Genomic DNA, 20,455 nt, shown 5'->3' with positions numbered 1-20,455 from the left:
CGTCCCGCGAACGACCGATCAGCCGATCAGCTCGAACTCGATCCCGATCGGCGGAGCCTCGACGATCCCCCAGTAGACGAACCGGTGAGGTCCCGGTCCGAGAGGCGGACAGACGCCGAGTTCGCGGTCCGGCACGGCCGACGCGATCGTCGACTCCTCGAGGTCTATCGACCAGCTGTAGGTGTCGCCCGCATCGAGCGCGTCGTCCTCGACGGGGAGGTCGACCGCCTCGCCGGTCGTCGATCCGCGCACGTCGACCCACCCCTCGCCGGTCCGTCGCTGCACCGAGTACGCGTGCTCGCCGCGGGTCCCGACCGAGTCGTCGCCGGTGTTCCGGAGCACGAGCCGGATCGGCTGTCCGTACGTCTCCGCGGTGCCCTCCGCGGACAGCTCGACCGTCGTTCCGGTCCCTTCCGGCTCGACGGTCCGCGACGCGACTGGCTCCTCGAACGGGGTGTCGAGCCGGACGAACCCGTCCTCCGAACATGACAGGGTCTCCGGCGTTCCAGCCGGTCCCTGCGGGCCGTCGCCGGCGGCGGCGTCGAGACAACCGGCCGTCGCGCCGACCGCGAGGACGACCGTGCCGGCCCGACACAACAGCTCCCGCCGTGATCGCTCCATGCGAACGATACGGCCGCGACGGGTTTCAACCCCGCGAGTGCGACCGGCGGAACGAGGGCCGCGCTCGGCGGATCCGGCGCTCGCGTTCGGAACCGCTTTCCCGTCGGCCGGCCCATGGCCCCGTATGGAGCTGTTCGGATCCAGTGGCATTCGCGGGGTCGCACTCCGGTATCTGACGCCGGAGCTCGTCCTCGACATCGCGAAGGCGGCCGGGACGACCTGGGACGCCGACCGGGTCGCCGTCGCCCGCGACACCCGCACCACCGGCGAGCTGTTCGCCAACGCCGCCGCGAGCGGGCTCGCCGCCGTGGGCTGTGACGTCGACCGACTCGGCGTCGTCCCCACGCCCGCGGTCGGCAACTACTGCGAGTCCGTCGGCGTCCCCTGCGTGCTCGTCACCGCCTCGCACAACCCGCCGGAGTTCAACGGGATCAAGCTCGTCGGAGACGACGGCGTCGAGCTCTCCGTCGACGTGTTAGAGCGCGTCGAGCGCCGCGTGCTCGACGACGAGTACGACCACGCCGACTGGCGGGCCGCCGGGAGCGAGACGACCGTCGAGGGCGTCGTCGACGACTACGCCGACCAGCTGATCGCCGCGGTCGATCGCGAGTCGATCGCCGCCGCCGACCTCACCGTGGCGGTCGATCCCGGTCACGGCGCCGCGTCCGTGAGTTCGCCGCGGATCTACCGCGAGCTGGGCTGTGAAGTGGTGACGGTGAACGCCACGCCCGACGGCCACTTCCCTGGTCGGGACTCCGAGCCGGTGCCCGAGAACCTCCGTGCGCTCTCGCGACTCGTCGCGACCACCGAGGCGGACGTGGGGATCGCTCACGACGGCGACGCCGACCGGGCCGTTTTCGTCGACGAGACCGGGTCCGTCGTCGACGGCGACACGTCCCTCGCGGCGCTCGCCGACGACGCGCTCTCACCGGGCGACGCCGTCGTCAGCGCGGTCAACGTCTCTCAGCGGCTCGTCGACGTCTGTGACGCCAACGGCGCCGACCTCGAGTTGACGCCCATCGGCGCGACCAACATCATCACGCGGACCCGCGAGCTGGACGAGGAGGACGTCCGCGTCCCCATCGCCGGCGAGGGCAACGGCGGGGTGTTCTTCCCGCCGTACCGGCTCTCGCGGGACGGGGCGTACATCGGCGCGCGCTTCCTCGAACTGCTCGCGGACGCGGACGCCCCCGTCAGCGAGGCGATCGCGGCCTACACCGACTACCACTCCGTGCGCGTCAACGTCGAGTACGCGAACGGCGACGAGCGCGAGGACATGTTGTCGGCCGCGCGGGCGTTCGTCGAGACCTCGGAGGCGACCCCCAACACGACCGACGGCTACCGGCTCGACTACGGCGACGCGTGGGTGCTCGTCCGCCCCTCGGGAACGGAGCCGAAGATCCGGATCTACGCCGAGTCCGGCGACGCCGACCGCGCCGAGCGGCTGGCCGAGGAGATGCGACAGGCGGTCGAGAGCGGTCGGTAAGCTCGATTTCCAGTAAGGCTCCGGCGCGCCTCTGAGCGGCCCGACGACCCGCGCCGCGCCCGCGAGGGAGTCGGCCGGCCGGAGCAACGCGGAGGGCGGCCGACGAGGCTGGGGAGGCGTGAGGTGCGGTTGCTGTGCGGGGCGGGGTGGGACTCAAAGGGGCAGTCGCGAGGGCGAAGACGCGTGACGCAAGCAGCGTGGCGCTATGCGCCACGGGAAAGCCGGCGGCTCCGCCGCCGGCAACGGTTCATGAACGGATCCGTCAGTCGAGCGCCGCGAGCGCCTCCGCCGCCTCCCGCGCCGCCCGCAGGTGATCGCGGGCGCGGCGCGGGTCGTCCGTCTCCTCCGCCGCGCGGGCGAACCGGTTCAGCGTCCGCGTCAGCGACTCGCGGGCGGCGGCGACCCCGCCGGCCGCGTCGTCGCTCGAGGTTCCACCGGGCGTGGATTCACCGGCCGCGGTTCGCGACCCCGCGTCCGGCGTCGACGGCGACCGCCCGCTGACCTCCTCGGGAGCGTCGCGAGCGCCATCGAAGCCGGTCGATTCCGCGTCAGTCGCGGCGGCGTCCCTCGCGGCGGCATCCCTCGCGGCGGCGTTTCCGGTGGCGACGTTTCCGGTGGCGACGTTTCCGGTGGCGACGTTTCCGGTGGCGGCGTTCCTGGCGGTCGGATCGCCGCCGCCGGCCGCCGACTCCGGTCGGTTCTCGGTCGTTGCCGAGGACGCGGTACCTCCGGCGTCCGCGGTCGGTTCCGCCTCCTCCGCTCCGGTCTCGTCGGCCGCGGGCACTTCGAATCCGTCCTCCGTCGCGTGACACGTCGGGCAGAACTCCCGGCCGTCGTGCCGGAATATCGGGTCGCCACACGTGTCGCAGTGGCGGTTCGTCATCGTCGCGCCCTGTAAGAGCAGCTCGGACATCCGCTGGGTGTGTTCGCGTTTCTTCTCGTCTTCAGCGAACTTCTCGCGGAGCTTCTCGCGTTCCGCTTCCTTGTCGAACTCGTCGCTCATGTGCGGCCGAACGCCCTTCACGAGCAAAAGTCCGGTGGGCTCGGCTCGCGTCGGTTCGCGTCGGTTCGGATCGGGCCTACCGCGATCCGCCCGTCACTCCTCGGTGCGGGTCCGGTCGGCGTCGGGGTCGAGTTCGCCGCGGTGGATCTTCGCGCCGTCCTGGGCGACCTGGCGGCCGAGCACGGCGCACTTGATCCGCATCGGGGAGACGTCGACGCCGAGCATCTCGGTGACGTCGTCGGTGTCGAGCGCGGCGAGTTCGTCGACGGTCATCCCGTGGAGCCGCTCGGAGAGCATGCTCGCGGAGGCCATCGAAATGGCGCAGCCGTCGCCGGTGAACGCGACCCGTTCGATGGTTTCGTCGGCGTCGTCGAGGACGACGTCGACCTTGATCGTGTCGCCACAGGAGGGGTTCTCCCCGACGTGTGTGAAGTCCGGATCCTCGAGTTCTCCGTAGTTTCGCGGGTTCTTGTAGTGGTCGAGGATCTGCTGTCGGTACATGTCCGAGCCGGTTCCCATACTGGTTTCAGGTAGGCCCGTCGCGTTCAAAAGCATTCCGTCGCGACTCACCGGCCGAATCGACCGTCTTCGCCGACCGCCGACGCCGCGACGTCACTCCTCCGAACGCAACGGCGGCGTTCCCACGCCCGCCTCGGAGACGGTGGGGGCGGATTTCGACGATCCGATCGAGGCGGCACCCTCGCTGCCGATCGTCTCGAGGCGTTCGCGGAGCACGCCGATCAGCCGCTCGTACTGGCCACGCTCGGACCGTTTGCGGACGTAGGCGGCCGCGCCCGATTCGAACGCTCGAGCCTCGACGACGGGCTCGTGGCAGGTCGTGTGAAACAGAAACGGCGTCCGAATTCCTCGCTTGCGGGCGGATTCCAGCAGATCGATCCCGGACCCGTCCGGGAGTCGCTGTTCGGTTACCACGCAATCGACCGCTCCGATCTTCTGGCGCGCCTCCGAGATTCGACCGACCGATCGGACCGTTACCTCCGGTTCGAACCGCTCGAGGAACGTCGCGAACACCTCCGTGGACTCCGGGTCCGGTTCCACGTGGAGGACCGTCGCCCGGGGTTGACGCTCAGTGTCACGTCCGGGAGACCGTTCGAGGTCGCTTTTCGACGAGCCCTCCGGTTCGATCCGCGACGGGCGGGAGCTCCTCCGGTCGGAGTGGTCGGTTCGCGTGGCGGTTCCGGTCGTGTGTCGATCTCGTGGTCGGTCGTCGGTCATGGTGTGTTTCTGGGGCGACGCGTCATCGACGGAGAACGGCTACTACGTGTGTAGTATTCGTTTTCCTCGGAATCGAAAATCGTGTGTCAGTATAATAAGTATTGTGCGATCCGCGTTGTCACGCCCAGAGATAGTCGAATTCGAGAGATACGGGACCTATCCACACGCTGATCTCTGGAGATGGCTCCGGGACGGTTGAAAGCGTCTTCGGGGAACGTCGCCGGAGGAGGTGAAATCGAGAGTCGGCCCGGTCTGGGCCTCGATCTAGGCGAACAGGTCGCGGGCCTCGCGGACCGCGTCGACGAGGGCGTCGACCTCCTCGACGGTGTTGTAGAGGTAGAAGGACGCGCGTGCGGAGGCGGCGACGCCCAGTTCGTCGTGGAGCGGCTGGGTACAGTGGTCGCCCGCACGGATCGCGACGCCGTAGTCGTTGAGGACGCTCGAGAGGTCGTGCGCGTGGACGCCTTCGACGTTGAACGCGACGAGGCCGCCGCGGTCGTCGCCCGGCGGGCCGTAGATCTCCACGCCGCCGAGGTCAGTCAGGCGGTCGTGTGCGTACTCGGCGAGCAGGGACTCGTGCTCCTCGATCCGCTCCATGCCGACCTCCTCGAGGTACTCGATCGCGGCCGCGAGCCCGATCCCCTGGGCGATCGAGGGCGTGCCGGCCTCGAACTTCCACGGGAGGTCCTCCCAGGTCGACTCCTCGAAGGTCACCTTCCGGATCATCTCGCCGCCGTAGAGGTACGGCCCCATCGACTCGAGTAACTCCTCCCGACCGTACAGCGCCCCGATCCCGGTCGGCCCGCACATCTTGTGACCCGAGAAGGCGAGGAAGTCGACGTCGAGATCCGCCACGTCGACCGGACGATTCGGCACCGACTGGGCCGCGTCCGCGAAGATCAGCCCGTCGCGGTCGTGTGCCAGTTCGGCCAGCTCGCGGATCGGGTTGATCGTCCCGAGCGTGTTCGAGACGTGGACGGCCGACACCATCTCCGTGTCGTCGTCGATCTTCGCCTCGGCGTCGGCCATGTCGAGGGTCCCCTCGTCGGTCACCTCGATGAACCGCACCTCCGCGCCGGTCTTCTTGCCGATCTGCTGCCAGGTGACGAGCGAGGCGTGGTGTTCCATCTGCGTGAGCACGACGTTGTCGCCGGGACCGAGCTCCTCGAGCCCCCACGCGTACGCGACGAGGTTCATCGCCTCCGTCGTGTTCTTCGTGAATATCACCTCCTCACGGCCGTTCGCGCCGATAAAGTCGGCGACGACGTCGTGGGCCTCCTCGTAGGCCACCGACGCCTCCTGGCTCAGCTGGTGGATCCCGCGGTGGACGTTGGAGTTGTAGCTCCGGTAGTAGTCGGCGATCGCGTCGACGACCGGGTCGGGGGTGTGTGAAGTCGCCGCGTTGTCGAGGTACACGAGGTCGACGTCGTCCGCCTCGTCCTGCCCGGGCGAGGTGGGGTCACCGCCGACCAGCCGATCGAGGATCGGGAAGTCGTCGCGGACGGCCGCCACGTCGAACGGGTACTGCTCCTGAACTCCCATTACCGGTCAGAGGGCCCCAAGCACTAACACACCTTCGGTCCGGTACGTCTTGCCCGTATCGCGGAGCCGAACGCGGAACCCCCCGACGGCCCGGCCACAGGGATCGGCGACGGAGAGGTCGTGTGGATCGGCGACGAAGAGCAACTCTTACGCGCGCGGCCCCCGGATCCGAACGCATGAACGAGACGACGGCCGCGTCGGCGTCGGCGTCCGCGACCGACGCGGCGGAGGCCGGCGACGCCCCCGTGGTCGTCGGCGAAGGGGTCCGGAAGTCGTACGGCGACGTCGTCGCGCTCGACGACGTCGACGTGACGGTCGGGGAGGGCGAGGTGTTCGGGCTGATCGGTCCCAACGGCGCGGGCAAGACGACGCTCGTGCGCGCGCTCACCGGCACGACCGACGCCGAGGGGACGATCCGGGTTCTCGGATCGTCGCCGAGCACGGTCGACCCTCAACGGATCGGGCTCCTGCCGCAGTCGTTCGACCCGCCGGAACGGCTCACCGCCCGCGAGCTCGTCGACTACTACGGCGGCCTCTACGAGGACGCCCGCGAGGTCGAGGCCGTTCTGGACGACGTGGGGATGGCCGACGACGCCGACGTCTGGTACGAGACGCTCTCGGGGGGCCAGAAGCGCCGGACCTGCGTCGCGACCGGCATCGTCAACGACCCCGACCTGCTCTTTTTAGACGAGCCGACGACCGGGATCGACCCCGCCGGGCGGCGCTCGATCCACCGGCTGGTGGAGCGGCTCGCGGCCGACGGAACCACGGTGTTTCTCACGAGCCACGCGATGGACGAGGTCGAGCGCCTCGCCGACCGCGTGGCGCTGCTGCGCGACGGCGGCGTGGTCGCCGTCGGCGCGCCCGCCGACCTGATCGCCGAACACGGCGGGGACCCGCGGCTGGAGGTCTCACTGGACGGCTCGGGACCGGACGACGCCGATCTCGAGGCCGTCCGGAACGCGCTCGACGGGGTCGAAGCGGAGGCGATCCCCGACGGACTCGCGATCGAACCGACCCCCGACGGCCTCCGGGTGCTCGGCGTGCGACCCGAGGGGATCGGCGCGGTCGTCGACGCGCTCGGGGCGGTCGGCGTCGAGTTCGAGTCGCTGACGTGGGCCGAGCCCTCCCTGGAGGACGTGTACCTTCGACTGACCGGCGAGGAGTACTCGCCGCGATCCGGCGGGATCGCGCCCGGAAATCCGGAGGAGGGAGGGAGTCGATGAGCCGGACCTCGCGAGTGCTCACGGAGGCGACGGCGGCCGCCCGGTCGTTCCTCCGGCGGCGCACCGCCGTCTTCTTCACGTTCTTCTTCCCCGTGATCCTCGTCGTCATCTTCGGCGCGCTGGTTCGGACCCAGCCGACCGGCGGCGGGCTCTTCGCCGAGCCCGCCGGCTACTACATCCCCGGCTACCTCGCGGTCGTCGTGCTCTTTACGCCGCTCTCACGGGTCGGATCGGAGATCGCCCGCCACCGCGACGGCGGCCGCTTCGAGAAGCTCGCGACCACTCCGTTGACCCGCGGAGAGTGGCTGTTGGCACACACGCTGGTCAACGTCGCGATCATCGGCGCGGCCAGCCTCCTGATACTGGGGCTCGTGCTCGCGGTGACCGACGCCGCGCTCGTCGTCTCGCCGGCGCTCCTCGTCTTGCCGGTCTTCGTCGCCCTCGCGGTCGCGCTCTTCTGCGGGCTCGGTGCGGTCCTCGGCGCGCTCGCGGACTCACAGGACGGGGTGATCGCCGCGAGCAACACGGTCGCGCTCCCGCTTTTGTTCCTCTCGGAGACGTTCGTTCCGCCCGCGCTGTTGCCCGGCTGGTTCCTGCCGGCCGTCGCCGCCTCGCCGCTCACCTACTTCGCCCGCGGGACGCGGGCGATCGTCCACGAGCCGGGAGCGTGGGTCGGCGACCTCGCCGTGCTCGCCGCACTCGCGGCCGGGTTCCTCGCGCTCGGCGCGTACGCGGTGCCGCGGACCGATTGACCGGTCCCCCGATCCAGGTTCGTCTCGAGTCTAGAGCGCGCTCACGACGAGATACGGGATGAGGAAGAACGCGAGAAATATCAGTCCCGTCGCGAGTGCGTAGCCCGCGCCGACTCCCGCGAGCGTCAACCACCTGCCGTCGACTTCCTCGATTTCCATATCCACCGATACGGCGGTGCCGGCTTAACCGTTCGGTCGACCCGTTCGATCCGTCACACGTCGCCGGCCATGGCCCGGAACAGGGCGTCGGTCAGCCCGTCGCGGTCGATCGTCTCCGGCTCCGTCTCCCCCGTGGGATCCACTTCCGGGGAGATCGTGCCGCCGCCCATTCGCGAGTGGCCGCCGCCGTTGCCGTTCGTGACCTCCGAGAGCACCGAATCGATGGCGTTGCCCATGTGGACCCGGTCGTCTCGGGACCGTCCCGAGAGGTGGATCGTGCCGTCGCGTTCCCCGATGACGACGACCGCGCTGACGCCCTCGAGCTGGATCAGCTCGTCGGCCGCCTGCGGGATCGCGTCGACGTTGTTCACGCCGCCGACGTCTGCGACCGCGAACGACCCTTCGACCTGTCTACCGGCGATCGCGCGGGCTTTCACCTCCAGAACCTCCGCGTCGACGGCTGGGTTGGCGATCCGATCGAGTCGGTCCTGATCGACGCCGGGGTAGACGTACGCCGCCGAGGCGAAGTCCGGCTCGCTCGCGCCGACCGTTAGGTGTTTGGTGTCGGTGAGGATCCCGTAGAGGAGACCGGTCGCCGTCCGCGTCGACAACACGAGGTCGCCGCCCGTTTCGCTCGCGTGTTTGTCCGGTGGCACGGGAACCGCCCCCACGTCGTCGAAGTACTCGGCGATGACGGAGGCGGTCGCCCCGTAGTCGGTCCGGACGTCCGTGAACTCCTCGCCGCGGCCGTCCCCCGGGTGATGGTCGACGACGGCGGTCGGCAACACGCCGTCGGCTCCGGCGAACCCGCGCGCCTCGTTGTGGTCGACGAGGACGACCGTCTCCGCCGCGAGGTCGCTGACGTGTTCGATCCGGTCGAGTTCGAGGTCCAACACCGTCCGGAACGCCCGGTTCTCCTGATGGCGGATCTGCCCGGGATACTGGATGGTCGCGTCGACGTCGAGCTGGTCCGCCAGTGACGAGACGCCGATCGCCGCCGCCATCGCGTCCGGGTCCGGATTGGGATGCATCAGCACCGCGATCTCCGATTCGTCCGACAGCAAGCGCCGGAACTCCTCGCCCGCCGGCCGCCGCGCCCGGACGAACGCGTACGTGCTGACGAGCACGACGACCGCTCCGAGGACCGCGCTGGCGGCCAGTTCGGGGTTCTCCCGGACGAACGCCTCCGCCTCCGAGAGCCGCCCGCTGACCGTTGCTGGGGTCCACATACGTCCCCCCGGAGTCACCGGTGCCACAAGAAGCTTCGTGGGATTTCCGACCGCGTAGATCCGACCGGATAGTGTGGTCCGACCGGGTCACAACCAGCGACTGCGCGGACGATCGCTTCACTTCCGGCGGCGACGAAACTCGTCGACCGCGTCGCGATAGCCCTCGCGGAACGTCGGATACGCGAACTCGTAGCCGAGTCCGCGCAGCCGCTCGTTGGAACAGCGCTTGCTCGTCCGGATCCGGCGTTCCGCCGCCGAGGAGAGGTCGCCCGCGGCGATCCGCGCGTCCTTCGAGCGCTTCTCGGGGCGGTCGACCTCGCACTCCTCGGCGAGCCAGTCGGCGAACGCGTGCTTCTCGACCGGCTCGTCGTCGACGACGACCACCGGCTCGCCGCGGGCGTTCCCGGTCTCGAGCAGGAACCGTATCGCGCCCGCGGCGTCGTCGCGGTGGACCATGTTGAGGTAGCCGGCGGTCACCGGTCCCTCGAGGTATCGCTCAAGTCGATACCGGTCCGGCCCGTACAGCCCCGCGAACCGCGCGACCGTCCCGTCGATCCCGACCGTGACTGCCTCCTCGAGCGCGACGCGCTCCGCCTCGGCGAGCACTCTCGTCTTCTCGGTGGTCGGCTCGATCGGCGTCGACTCGTCGACCCACGCGCCGCCGTGGTCGCCGTACACGCCGGTCGACGACGTGTACACCAGCCGGTCGGGAGCGCGGGCGCGGCCGCCGTACTCCTCGACGACGTTCCGAAGTCCGTCGACGTAGACCTCGCGGGCCGCCTCCGCCCCCCGACCGCCCGAACTGGCCGCGAAGACGACCGCGTCCGCGTCGGGAAGCGCGGCGAGCGACCCGGGATCGGTCGCGTCCGCGCGAACCGCCTCGACGCCCCCGGCAACCGCCTCGATCGCCTCGATCCCGTCGTCCGATCGCCGGACGCCCGTCACGTCGTGATCGCGAGCGGCGAGCCCCCGCGCGAGCTCCAGCCCGACGTAGCCGCAGCCGACGACGACGACCCTCATGGCTTTCGCGTCTCGACGACCGCCATGACCTCCGCGAGCTGCTCGAGCGTCATCGCCGCGCGCCCCTCGAGGACCTGCTGGACCTCCTGGCCGGTGAGGTCGGCGTCGATCGAGGCCGCGATCGTGTCGACGTCGAGTACCGCCGTCGCCATCCCCATCAGGAGGTGATCCCGAAGCTCGGCGACCATCGCGTCGGCGTCGCGACCGCCGGCGATCGCGAGGACCGCCGCCGCCTCCTCGACGGTCAGGTCCGCGGCGTCGCCCTCACGGATCGTCTCGATCGTCGCCGGGTCGGGGGCGTCTCCTTCGTCGGTGGCGGCGTGATCGATCTCCGCGACGGCCTCGACCAGCATCGTCTCGAAGGCCGTCAACAGCGCCGATGACGGGACGTCCTCGTCGCTCTCGCGTTCGGCACCGCCGGTTTCTCCGCCGTCGATCGAGGTGGGTCCGCCCGACCCGTCGACGACTTCGTGGAACATACCCGCGATCGGCGGTCGCGTCCCAAAACGCCTCCGATCGGCGGCACACGTCGTCTCGGTCCTCCTCACCAACCGGGAGACGTCTCGTCCCGCACCCCGTCCACGTCGCCGACGCCCGGCGGCCCCGCGGGAACCGCGACGACGACGACCGTCTCGGTCTCGAACCGAACCGGCTCCGTCCGCCCCAACTGGACCCGCTCGCCCCCGACGTCGACGGTCACCGTCGACTCCTCGCGGACGTACTCGAACGGTCGGTCCGGCGCCCCCACGTCGCCGGACAGCGTGAACCGCGGATACTCGCCGCGTGCCTCCACCTGCCACGCGTTGACCGTCGCCACCCAGTACCCCGGAACGGGAGCGACGGGAAGGCCCGCCCCGACGCTCCGGTTGCGTTGTCTCACCCAGCGTGCGACCGCTCGATCGGAGTCCGCCGCCCAGCGCTCGACGGCCGCCTCGCCGCCGCGGCGCAGTTCGTTTTCGGCCGCGCTCTCGAGTTCGCTCCGGACGTGTCCGCGCACCGTCTCTGCGGGACCGTCGACGAACCTCGCCGGGATCCGGACGGCGTCCCGGCCGGTCGCGTCCGTGAGCGCGACACGGAGCCGCGCGGCGAGCGCTCCTTCCTCTCCGTCCGAGAGCGACTCGACGCTCGCGGTCTCCGCGGCGACGCGATCCGCGTACTCCCCGCCGTCGATGGCGACCGCCCGTGAGCCCTCGGAACCGTACTCTGCGGCCACCGACTCGACGACGGATCGCCGCTCGGCACGAGTCAGCGTGCTCCGCTCGCCGAGGGCGGCGACCAGTTCGCGATCGACGATCGCCCTCGCCGATTCGACTCGATCGGCGAGTTCGTCCCGATCGGCACGGAGGTCCGGATCGTCGCGGCCGACGAGCGATCGGTCGGCCGCGAGGAGGACGCGTCCGGCGGTGCCGATCCGCATGCTGTCGCCGCTTCCGAGCACTCGATCGGCGACGCCGCTCGCCACGTCGCCGTACGGGACGGTCACGTAGTTGAGGTTTCTGACGGCGAGCGGCCGGGTCGTCGTTCCGTCGATGGCCTCGACGCTCGCCCCGTCGACGGCGGTTCGTGGGAGGTACCCGGGCGAGGCGTTCGGCGTCAACTCGACGGAGCCGCCGGGGCCGTCCTCGCCGATCCGGTAGGCCTCCGTGTCGCGTGCGGCCTCGCGGCTGGCGATGATCTCTCCGATCGAGGGCCCGCCGAACGCGTCCTCCACTCGTTCGAGGAACGCGTCGGTGGCGACCTCCTCGTCCTCGCTCGCCGACTCCAGCTCGTCGATGACCGCCTCGAGATAGGCGATCCGAACGGAGATCCGCGCCCGATCGACCGCGCCGTCGTAGGTTCGCGGCGCGTCCACGAGGTCGCGGCGGCGGTCACGAAGCTCGCCGGCGAGCCCGCCGTACGGGTCGGCCTCGCCGACCGCCATATCCTCCATGGACAGCTCGGAATCGATCCCACGGACCTCCTCTCGGAGGTCGTCGAGGTCGGATCTGACCCGATCCACCGCCCGCTCCGACCGTTCGCCGAACACGATGGTCGACCGATCGACGTCGCCGTGATCGACCGCCCTCCGAGCGAGCCGGTCGACGGCGCTCGCGTCGTCGACGCCGAGGTCCGAGCGAGCGGCGGCGGGCGTTCCGGTGAGGTCGAGTCCGGTGGACCCGTGTCCGGCCCCGAACGTCGCGGTCGGGCGGCCGGGAGCGCGATCCCGCGGCTCGTATCTCCCGGTCACGTCGACCGAGACGCGATACCGGTCCGTCGCGCTCGCCCGCGTCGTCTCCCGGTCGATCACCACGTCACGCATCCCGTATCTCGCCGGTTCCAGGACGGTTCCGTTCTCGTCCACCACCGCCGGTTCGACGACGACCTTCCGCCTGACGACCTGTTTCCACCGACCGGTCGCGACCCGTTCGATCCGGACCTCGCGACTCGTCGCCCCGAAGTCGACGTCTTCGCCCGATTCGACGGTCCCGGACGGGACGTCCGTCGGGATCTCGTCGTCGGAGACGACGCGCGTGGCCTCGTCGACGCTCACGCCCACGCGCTGCCACCTGCCCGCACCGCCGCTCGGGCGGGGCGGTCGCGGCCGTCCTCCGTCGACGAATCTATGAGCAGAGACGTCGAGCGACGCCTCCACGCGGTAGCTTTTCCGCATCTCGGATCCGAGGTCGTCGTGGATCGACACGGCGGCCACGTCGGCCGCGTGACCGACGGACACCGACGTCGTCTGGTCGGTGTGGTTTCTCGCCGGCCCGAACCCGTCCGCTCCGGCCTTCGGATCCGGCGTCGGCGCGTCGAGGACGCGATCGCTCCACGCCGACTCGTCCAGGTCCGTCGGCGCGAGGAGGTCGGTCAGTCCGGTCCTCGCCGTCGCTTCGGCGACGCCGCCGCGAGCGTCCGGGTCGCTCGTGCCGAACACGTCCCGCTGAGTCCTGACGATCCCCGCGTTCGTCGATAACTCGACGTGCCGGCTCGCGATCACGTTCTGGATCGGCGCACGCGCGTATTGGCCGTACCCTCGCGCCCACGCGATCGGATAGATGCTGGCGGTCAGCTGCCGGCCGAGCCCCGGCCCTTCGACGGGACCGCGATTCAGGCGCGTCTCGAACCGCTCGGTCCGTTCGTGGGCGGCGAACGTCGGCACGGCGACGACGACGGTTCGGTTCTCCGTCCGTTCGGCGACGGTGCGTCCTCCCCGCGTCGCGGTCAGCGTCACGTCCTCGAAGACCACGCGAGTCGCCGTCCCGTCCGCGGCGGCACTCACCCGAACCGTCTCGCGGAGCGTCTTCAGATCGCTCGGCGTGAGCGGACGATCGACCCGCTCGAAGCCGACCGTGACCGAGACGTCGCCGACTTCGGTGATCACCGCGTCCATCGCCTCCGCGCCGGCGAGCGCCGCTCGGATCCGGAACGCGTCCTCGAAGGCGGAGCCGGACCGTACCGCGTCCGTCGGAGTCCCGCCGGCGGCCCGCCACGCGGGATCCGCGCCACCGCCGATCTCCGACGCCGTGGTGACCGGTTTCGCGGCGGCCTCGTGTGCCGCCTCCCGTGCGGCGTGTCTGAGCGCCGCCGTCGCGTCCGCGTCGGCGCGCTCGACGGCCCGCTCGACGCTTCGGTCCTCGCTCACGAGCCCCTGATCGACGACGCCGGACGCGTACGCCGAACTGGTCACGAGAAGCAGCACGCCGATCAGCGCGAACGGGACGCGGGCGCGCTCGTCGTCGGCGAGCGATACCGACCGAGCGCGTCGTGAATCGGGCATCTACCACGCCCTCACGACGATCCGAAACCGTCCCGGTCCGTCGCCTTCGATCCGCTCCGATCCGGGATGGGTGAGGACGGCCGCGGTCACCTCGGCAGTCGCGGGCGGTTCGTTTCCGATCGTGAGCATCGGCGCGCCCGTCTCGTACCGCACGTCGATGCGAGTTCGTCCGCCGAGCGCGTCCGTAACGCGTTCGATCACCCGGGAGCGGAATCGATCTCCGATCCCGCCGTCGGTCCCCGGCGGCTCCCGTACGGCCGTCGCGAGCAGTTCGACGAGAGTCGCGTGAACCGTTCGTGACTCGTGGTCTCCACCGTCGATCTCGTAGGTCACCGTCGCGGTCTCGGTCGCGAGGCGGTCGGCGGCGTCCGCGGCGGCGTACTCTTCCGTTTCGATTCCGCTTTCGACGGTTCCGAGCGCGACGACGCTCGCGGAGACACAGAGCAGCATAACCGTCACGTCGAGAACGGTGTTCGTCATTGCTGGACCACCACCCGAAGCACGCCGCGAACGTTCTCTCCGGGAGAGACTGCCACCGTCACCGGTCGCTGTGCGACCGCGGGGGATCGGGGATCGATCCGGCCGCCGGCGTCAGGAGAGGCCGCACCCACGCCGACCCGCCACCGTCGCCGCTCCGTCTCCAGTTCGACGACCGCCGGCGTTTCGTCCTCGAGACGACGCAACCGGTTCGGACGGACGATCCCCCCGACCGTGGTGTCGCGTTCGATCCGGTCGAGCGCGGCGTCAGCGGCATCCGCGGCGGGGTCTTCGGTCACCGGCGTCGCGTCGTCGAGGGCGGTCGTGTACAGCCCGAGGGCCACGCCGATCGCGAGTACAGCGACGAGCGCGACGAGCGGTTCGACCGCTGCGCGGTCCGCGTCACCGAACCGTTCACCCGACGAGCGTGACACGGGTTCCTCCGTACCGAACCTGTCGGACGGTCAGTCGCTTCGGAGCGGTCCGCCACCGGTGATCCCTCGCTCGCGACCGGGCCGCTGCGTCGGCGAACGCCTCGGGATCCTCGAACACGGTCCGCGGCGGAACGCCGTTCAACACTCGACGAAGTGGCGGATCGCCATCGTGAGAACCGGCCGTCGGAACCGGCGTTACGGGTGGTCCTCGGAACGTCGACCGAGCGGAACCGCCGCCGTTTTCGAGTTCGATCGTGTGCGGCGTGAGCCGCATTCGGTCGGCCGCCAACCCGTGTTCGGCGGTCGCGACGTACTCGCCGTCGGCGATCGATCCGATCGTATGTGCGGCTCCGTTCACGTCCGGCGGCGGGGCCGCGGGGAGCGCGGCGACCACGCCGACGGTCACGACGCTCACCAGCGCGAGGCCGACCCACGCGTAGGCGGCGTCGAGGTGGATCTCGAACATGCGCCGGATGGCCTCGGTATGATATATAAACCGTCGGCCGAGGAAGATCGTCACGTCGCGAACGCGTTTCCGCGTCGTGAACGAACTACAACAGCATCTCCGCCGCGGCGAACGCGAGGAGGTACGTCGTCGTCGCCGTCGGTAACGCGATCCCGATCCGATACGCGACGAGCGTTCCGTCGAATCCCCGTTCGAGCCCCGTCCCCAGCGCGGTGAGGATCCCCGCGAGAAGGATCACGTAGACGCCGACGATCCGACCGAGAACCGGCACCGACAGAGCAGTCCCGACCTCCTCGCTTTCGCTCCCGGTCGGCGGAACCGACCCGGTGGCGTCGACCGCGAGCGGATCGCTCGCCATCGCGGCGGTCGTCTCGAGCCCGCCGGTCCCGATCGCCTCGACGCCGGTCGCGAGCGCGACCGTCGCACCGCCGACCAGTGGGGCGAACACCGCCGCCGTGTTCGATAGCGTTCCCGTCACCGTCGCGAGCTGTCTTCGCGCGTCGCGTTCCAGCTCGCGAAGCCGCTCGAGCTGGTCCGCGAGCTCCAACACCACGTCCCCGGCCGGTCGACCCTCCCTCGCGGCGACCGCCAACAGGGCGACCGTTCCCTGTACCCTCGGCGAGGGGACCGTCGCCGCCGGCCCGCCATCGCCCGAGAAGGCCTCGCGAACGCCGACGCGGAGGGTGTCACTCCGCCGTGCGGCGAGTTCGAAGACCTCGCCGGTCGCGCCGTCGAGCTTGTCGCCGGCGTTGGCGACCGCGTGCTCGACCGAGACGCCCTCCGCGACGTCGCCGCCGACGATCGTCATCGCGTCCGGGAGCCCGCTCTCGATCGCCGTGACCCGCGAGAGCACCGCTCGCCTCGGACGCACGAGGACGACGAGCACCATCCCGACTCCGACGCCGGCCGCGCCGATCGGCGCCGCCCACGACGCGACGAGCGATCCCGCCGCGATCCCGGCGACGACAGCGGAAGCGACTCCGACGGCAACGGCGTGGAATCGCCTGTCGGGGACGTCGGGGTGGTCGCTTCCGATCGTCGGCGGCGGGAACGCGACGGGGCGCTTCGAGAGGAGCCACGCGGCGGCCGCGAGGAGGCCGACGGGAAGCGCGATCAGATAGATACCGACGACGACCGACGGCGGGATCGGTGCCCCCGAGGCGGCCGCGGCCGGGAGCAGCGCCACGAGCGCCAGCGGGAGGAGAACGCCGAAGGCGTACAGCGCCGAGACCGGCCCCTGAACGTCCCCGACGAACTCGGCCAGCCGCTCCGTCGTCCCCGAGAGCGTCGTCTCGAGCGCCCGATCGAGACACCGGCCGCGGCGCTCCGGCGGCGCGGCCGCCGCCGTCCGGACGAGCGTCGACGCCCGTTCGATCGCCGGGAACCACGGTCCCCACTCGCGGGCGAACTCGCGGAGCCCGCTCGTCGGCCCGTCGACGCTCCGGTGTTCGTGTCGAAGCAGGTTCTCCGCGAGCGGCCCGCGACCGGTTCGAGCGGCGAATCGCACCGCGCGCTCCGCCGACGGGTCGAGGCGCATCCGAAGGACGAGGCGTCCGACGAGCCCGGGTGTCGCTCCGAGCGCGCGAGTTCGCCGGAGCGCCGCGATCCAGACGGGGCCTCGATGTACCGCGTGGGTCGCGGCGAGCCCGCTCGAGACCCCCGCGAGCAGACTCGGGACGGCTCCGGCGACGAGGACCGTGACGACGGCAAAACAGAGGCCCGTGCCGACGCCGGCGCGGTATCCCGTCTCGATCACCCGTTCGGGCGTCGACTCCCACTCGAGGAACGCGATCGCTCGTCGGAGCTCGTCCGATCCCGTTTCGGTCGGTCCGCCGCTCCCGGCGCCGTCGCCGTTCGCGATCGCGGCGAGCCTGACCAGCGCGGCTTCGACCGTCGACCGGTCCTCGTTCGCGTCGTCGTTCGCCGTGTCCGCGGCGACTCCCGTCCACCTCGACTCCGCTCGATCCTCCGATACGACGCCCCCGACGCGTCCGCTCGAGCGCGGTGTCGTCACCGTTCCCACCCCGCGTAGCGGTCGGGCGCCGTCCGTCCGGTCGTCGACGCCGTGCGGATCCGCGCGGCACGTCGATCGATCGCCTCCCTGACGGTCGCGTACGATTCACTGGTTTCGGCGAGGTCACCGACCAGACGGCTCTCGCCCCTGTCGATCCGCCCGGTCGACGCGAGTCCCTCCGCCGTCCGGTCGAAGAGCGCGTCAAAGCTCACTTCGCCGTCGTGACCCGTCACCTCGACGATCGTTTCCACTCGGTGATCGTTCAACATCACGAGCAGGTCAGTTGACGCGAACGACGAGAGCGTCACGCCGAGGTCCGTGACGACGCGTTCGCGAACCGCCGCCGGGTCCTCGCCGTGGATCGTCCCGAGGACCGTCTCGCCGGCGGCTCCGACCCGCATCGCCTCGTACAGCGCCTTCGCCTCGCCGCCGCGGACCTCGCCGACGACGAGCGCCCCGCCCCCGAGCCGGAGCGCGGTCCGCACCGCCTCCGTCGGCGTCGGCTCCGCGCCGTCGCCGACGCGGAGTCGCTGGACGTCCCTGTCGGCGGCCGCGAGCGCGGCGGCGGGGAGTTCCGGCGTGTCCTCTATCAGGATCGACCTCGCGTCGGCGGGGAGTTCCCACAACAGGGAGCCGAGCGCCGTCGTCTTCCCGGCACCACGTCCACCGGCGACGAGTCCCGTGACGCCGCGCTCGACGGCGGCCGAGAGGAGTCCGGCCGCCGCGGGCGAGAGCGTCCCGACGTCGACGAGGCGCGCGAGCGTCCAGGCCTCCGGGTCGCCGCGGCGGAAGGTGAACGAGAGCCCGTCGCTCGCGGGCGCGGTCGTCGCCGCCACCCGCACCGTCCCCGACTCGGTACCGATGGTCGCGTCGAGCGTCGGCGCCGCACGGGAGAACGACCGACCGCTCGTGCGTCGGAGTCTGGATGCGAGCGTGGCGGCACCCTCCGGCGGGAGCCTGACGTTCGTGTGACAGCGCTCGCCGTCGAGGACGACGCGGAGCGGGTTCTCGGCGACCGGTGCCGAGAGCGTCGCGTCGCTGACGCGGTCGTCGGCGAAGACGTGTTCGAACGCGCCGTATCCGTGGGTGTGTCGTCGGAGCGCGTCCGCGATCGCGTCGACCGGATCGCCCGGGTCCGCGACCGCGCGGACCGCTCGACCGGGAGCCCGATCGCCGCCCGCCGGATCCGCGAGTAGCCGCTTCTTCGCGGCATCGAGCGTCTCGAACGCGTCCGAGTCGAACGCCGCGACCGGCGGAGTGAGGTGGTACGTCCGGAGCGCGCCGGTTCCCTCGTAGAGCCTGACGGTCGCGCCCGTCTCGAGTTCCCACCGATCGACGAGCGTCGCCCCCGACGGGGGATCCGCCGCGATCCGCGTCGCCGCCACGGTCGGCCCGACGTGCGCGCGGAGCACGTCCGCCGTCCGATCGAACCCGGATACGGCCTCCTCGAGTCCGGTCTCGGCGACGATCCGTCCGACCGGTCCCGCGCGTCCGATCGCCTCACGGGCGGCTCCGACCGGATCACGGACCGCGCGTTCCGCGAGGCGGGTCTCGTGGAAGTCGACGCGCTCGCGGAACCGGCCCGCGGCGAGCAGACACGCCGCCGCCCGCCCGGCGTACGCCCGTTCTCGGCCCGCGCGCTCGGTTCGGACGACGTCGGCGTCGCGGTCGGTGAGCGCGTCGATCACGGTGGCCAGACACGACGGACTCTCGGCGAGATCGCCACGCCCCGGGCAGGCGTTCGCGTCGATCGCGAGGACGACGCGGTCGTCGACCCCCGTTCCGACCGGTCGCTCGAACGACACGTCACAGTCGCACTCGCCGTCCGTTCCGAACGACGGGAGCGAGAGGAGATCCAGACTCATGGCGGCCGTGGCCGCGACATCGTATATAAGGAGTCGTCCGGCGGTTCGGTGTCCCCGATCACGCGATCCGACCGATCCGGACCGTCGGTCCGCCGTCGTCGACCAGCCGCAGCTCGAGGCCCGTCTCGCCGCCCGGTTCGAGTTCGATCGGTCCGTCGCGGAGAGTGACCCCGACCGCGCCCGTCGGCGGCGCGATCGGAAACGTCCGGACCGAACCGTGTCGGAGTCGGTACACTAAAACGACGGCCCCTCGGTGGACGCGACGCTCCGTCATCGCGGCGGCTCGGGGCGGCTCCGCGAGCGCGATCCGCTCTATCGGGGTCGCAGCGAATCCGGTCGGCACGGACACGACGAGGGACGTTCGGGCCGCGAGGTCCGGGTCGCCGACGGCGACCGAGTGGGCAGCCAGCCCGCCCGCGACGCGCTCGAGTCGATGCGTCTCGGTTTCGAGTCGCTCGACGGTCGTGTCTCGTCTGGCGTCCTCGAGCGCGGGCATCGAGACCGCGAGGAGCGCGATCGCAAGGAAGACCGTCAGGACGACGCGGATCACCGCCGTCCGCCCCCGTGAACGGCGGCCGTGCGATCGGTTGCGCGTCGACGCTGCCTACAGAGCCTCACGGAGCCGTTCGAGCGGATTTGGCTTCTCCTCGGATCCCCCGTTCGGTCCGTCTCCGGGCGATCGAGCGTCCTCCGGGACCGCCGCATCGAGCGCGTCGTCTCCGGGTAGCTCGTCCTCTCCGACCGCCGCGTTCTCGAGGGCTCCGCCGTCGTTCGGCTCCTCGGAGGCCGGGACGTCTCCGTCCCGGGCGGCGGTGGCTCGCGCGAGCGCCAGGTCGGCCCGGCGCTCCACCTCCCGGTTGACCGCGCGGATCGCGCCCGCGTACCCGCGAACGGCCTGCGTCGCCGCCTCCAGCTCCTCGATCCGCGTCTCGATCGCGTCGAGCCGCTCGGCGATCGCCTTGCGTTCGGCGTCTGCCGTCGCGCGATCGGCGACCCCGGCGACCGGCCGGTCCGTTCCGGTGAGCGCGCGTTCGACCGCGTCGAGTCGCTCCTCGATGCGGGCGCGGTCGGGCGTCGATCCGGCGGCGTTCGTCTCGCTTGCCATGCCCCGGCTGGCTTCGGTTTCACACTTAAGCGGTCGGGGAAAGAGTATTACTGTCAGCGCCAC

The 20,455-nt window shown here is 71.0% G+C and carries 20 protein-coding genes; 3 read left to right on the top strand and 17 right to left on the bottom strand.

All coding sequences use genetic code 11. The features are described 5' to 3' along the window. Positions 1-18 precede the first annotated feature (18 nt). The gene (locus tag FN829_RS01360; protein WP_142985206.1) at positions 19-621 is read right to left on the bottom strand and encodes a hypothetical protein; all 603 of its coding nucleotides are present in this window, start codon (positions 619-621) and stop codon (positions 19-21) included. Between the two features lie 124 nt (positions 622-745). On the opposite strand from FN829_RS01360, the gene glmM reads away from it, so the two are divergent. Further along, a complete protein-coding gene (gene glmM / locus FN829_RS01355) occupies positions 746-2,107 on the top strand; it encodes a phosphoglucosamine mutase (RefSeq protein ID WP_142985205.1) in 1,362 nt (453 codons plus the stop codon). Between the two features lie 262 nt (positions 2,108-2,369). On the opposite strand, the gene FN829_RS01350 is transcribed toward glmM, so the two are convergent. The 4 genes from FN829_RS01350 to FN829_RS01335 form a co-directional block, all read right to left on the bottom strand. Then, positions 2,370-3,110 (bottom strand): Sjogren's syndrome/scleroderma autoantigen 1 family protein, encoded by a 741-nt coding sequence (locus FN829_RS01350; protein WP_142985204.1) that lies wholly within the window; start codon positions 3,108-3,110, stop codon positions 2,370-2,372. 93 nt (positions 3,111-3,203) lie between these two features. Continuing rightward, entirely contained in the window at positions 3,204-3,629 is a 426-nt protein-coding gene (gene sufU, locus FN829_RS01345) for a Fe-S cluster assembly sulfur transfer protein SufU (RefSeq protein ID WP_142985203.1), read from the bottom strand. Positions 3,630-3,722: 93 nt separating this feature from the next. Further along, the gene (locus tag FN829_RS01340; RefSeq protein ID WP_185955657.1) at positions 3,723-4,169 is read right to left on the bottom strand and encodes a response regulator; all 447 of its coding nucleotides are present in this window, start codon (positions 4,167-4,169) and stop codon (positions 3,723-3,725) included. A 441-nt stretch (positions 4,170-4,610) separates the two neighbouring features. Further along, on the bottom strand, positions 4,611-5,888 hold the full coding sequence (locus FN829_RS01335; RefSeq protein WP_142985201.1) for an aminotransferase class V-fold PLP-dependent enzyme: 1,278 nt from the start codon (positions 5,886-5,888) through the stop codon (positions 4,611-4,613). A gap of 176 nt (positions 5,889-6,064) precedes the next feature. On the opposite strand from FN829_RS01335, the gene FN829_RS01330 reads away from it, so the two are divergent. Then, complete coding sequence (locus FN829_RS01330) at positions 6,065-7,114, top strand: ABC transporter ATP-binding protein (protein ID WP_142985200.1); 1,050 nt, start codon at positions 6,065-6,067, stop codon at positions 7,112-7,114. Beyond that, a complete protein-coding gene (locus FN829_RS01325; protein ID WP_142985199.1) occupies positions 7,111-7,866 on the top strand; it encodes an ABC transporter permease in 756 nt (251 codons plus the stop codon). Before FN829_RS01330 ends, FN829_RS01325 begins: the two co-directional genes overlap by 4 nt. 30 nt (positions 7,867-7,896) lie before the next feature. Here FN829_RS01325 and FN829_RS16325 read toward each other — a convergent pair whose 3' ends face one another. From FN829_RS16325 to FN829_RS01270, 12 genes are all read right to left on the bottom strand, one after another. After that, entirely contained in the window at positions 7,897-8,025 is a 129-nt protein-coding gene (locus FN829_RS16325; protein ID WP_281286008.1) for a hypothetical protein, read from the bottom strand. A gap of 53 nt (positions 8,026-8,078) precedes the next feature. Continuing rightward, the gene (locus FN829_RS01320) at positions 8,079-9,254 is read right to left on the bottom strand and encodes a DHH family phosphoesterase (protein WP_142985198.1); all 1,176 of its coding nucleotides are present in this window, start codon (positions 9,252-9,254) and stop codon (positions 8,079-8,081) included. 117 nt (positions 9,255-9,371) lie between these two features. Further along, positions 9,372-10,274, bottom strand: coding sequence for an NAD(P)H-binding protein (locus FN829_RS01315; protein ID WP_142985197.1), 903 nt, complete (start codon positions 10,272-10,274; stop codon positions 9,372-9,374). Continuing rightward, positions 10,271-10,753, bottom strand: a complete 483-nt coding sequence (locus FN829_RS01310; protein WP_142985196.1) for a DUF5791 family protein — start codon at positions 10,751-10,753, stop codon at positions 10,271-10,273. The genes FN829_RS01315 and FN829_RS01310 overlap by 4 nt, the downstream gene beginning before the upstream one ends. A 65-nt stretch (positions 10,754-10,818) precedes the next feature. Further along, positions 10,819-14,031, bottom strand: coding sequence for a DUF7286 family protein (locus tag FN829_RS01305; RefSeq protein ID WP_142985195.1), 3,213 nt, complete (start codon positions 14,029-14,031; stop codon positions 10,819-10,821). Then, positions 14,032-14,511, bottom strand: a complete 480-nt coding sequence (locus FN829_RS01300; protein ID WP_185955656.1) for a DUF7284 family protein — start codon at positions 14,509-14,511, stop codon at positions 14,032-14,034. Then, positions 14,508-14,942 (bottom strand): DUF7285 family protein, encoded by a 435-nt coding sequence (locus FN829_RS01295; protein ID WP_142985194.1) that lies wholly within the window; start codon positions 14,940-14,942, stop codon positions 14,508-14,510. Before FN829_RS01295 ends, FN829_RS01300 begins: the two co-directional genes overlap by 4 nt. Then, complete coding sequence (locus FN829_RS01290) at positions 14,923-15,408, bottom strand: DUF7283 family protein (RefSeq protein ID WP_142985193.1); 486 nt, start codon at positions 15,406-15,408, stop codon at positions 14,923-14,925. Before FN829_RS01290 ends, FN829_RS01295 begins: the two co-directional genes overlap by 20 nt. 85 nt (positions 15,409-15,493) lie before the next feature. After that, positions 15,494-17,269: a type II secretion system protein gene (locus tag FN829_RS01285; RefSeq protein WP_221929815.1), complete on the bottom strand. Its 1,776-nt coding sequence runs from the start codon at positions 17,267-17,269 to the stop codon at positions 15,494-15,496. Between the two features lie 149 nt (positions 17,270-17,418). Beyond that, on the bottom strand, positions 17,419-19,287 hold the full coding sequence (locus FN829_RS01280) for an ATPase, T2SS/T4P/T4SS family (protein ID WP_142985192.1): 1,869 nt from the start codon (positions 19,285-19,287) through the stop codon (positions 17,419-17,421). A gap of 58 nt (positions 19,288-19,345) precedes the next feature. Then, positions 19,346-19,837, bottom strand: a complete 492-nt coding sequence (locus FN829_RS01275; protein ID WP_142985191.1) for a DUF7311 family protein — start codon at positions 19,835-19,837, stop codon at positions 19,346-19,348. A 54-nt stretch (positions 19,838-19,891) separates the two neighbouring features. Continuing rightward, positions 19,892-20,392, bottom strand: a complete 501-nt coding sequence (locus tag FN829_RS01270; protein ID WP_142985190.1) for a DUF7310 family coiled-coil domain-containing protein — start codon at positions 20,390-20,392, stop codon at positions 19,892-19,894. Positions 20,393-20,455 lie beyond the last annotated feature (63 nt).

Origin of the sequence: Halorubrum cibi, assembly GCF_900182635.1 — an archaeon.
Classification (GTDB): Archaea; Halobacteriota; Halobacteria; order Halobacteriales; family Haloferacaceae; genus Halorubrum; species Halorubrum cibi.
Note: the sequence above shows the minus strand (reverse complement) of the source record. Positions and strands in the feature narration are given on the sequence as shown.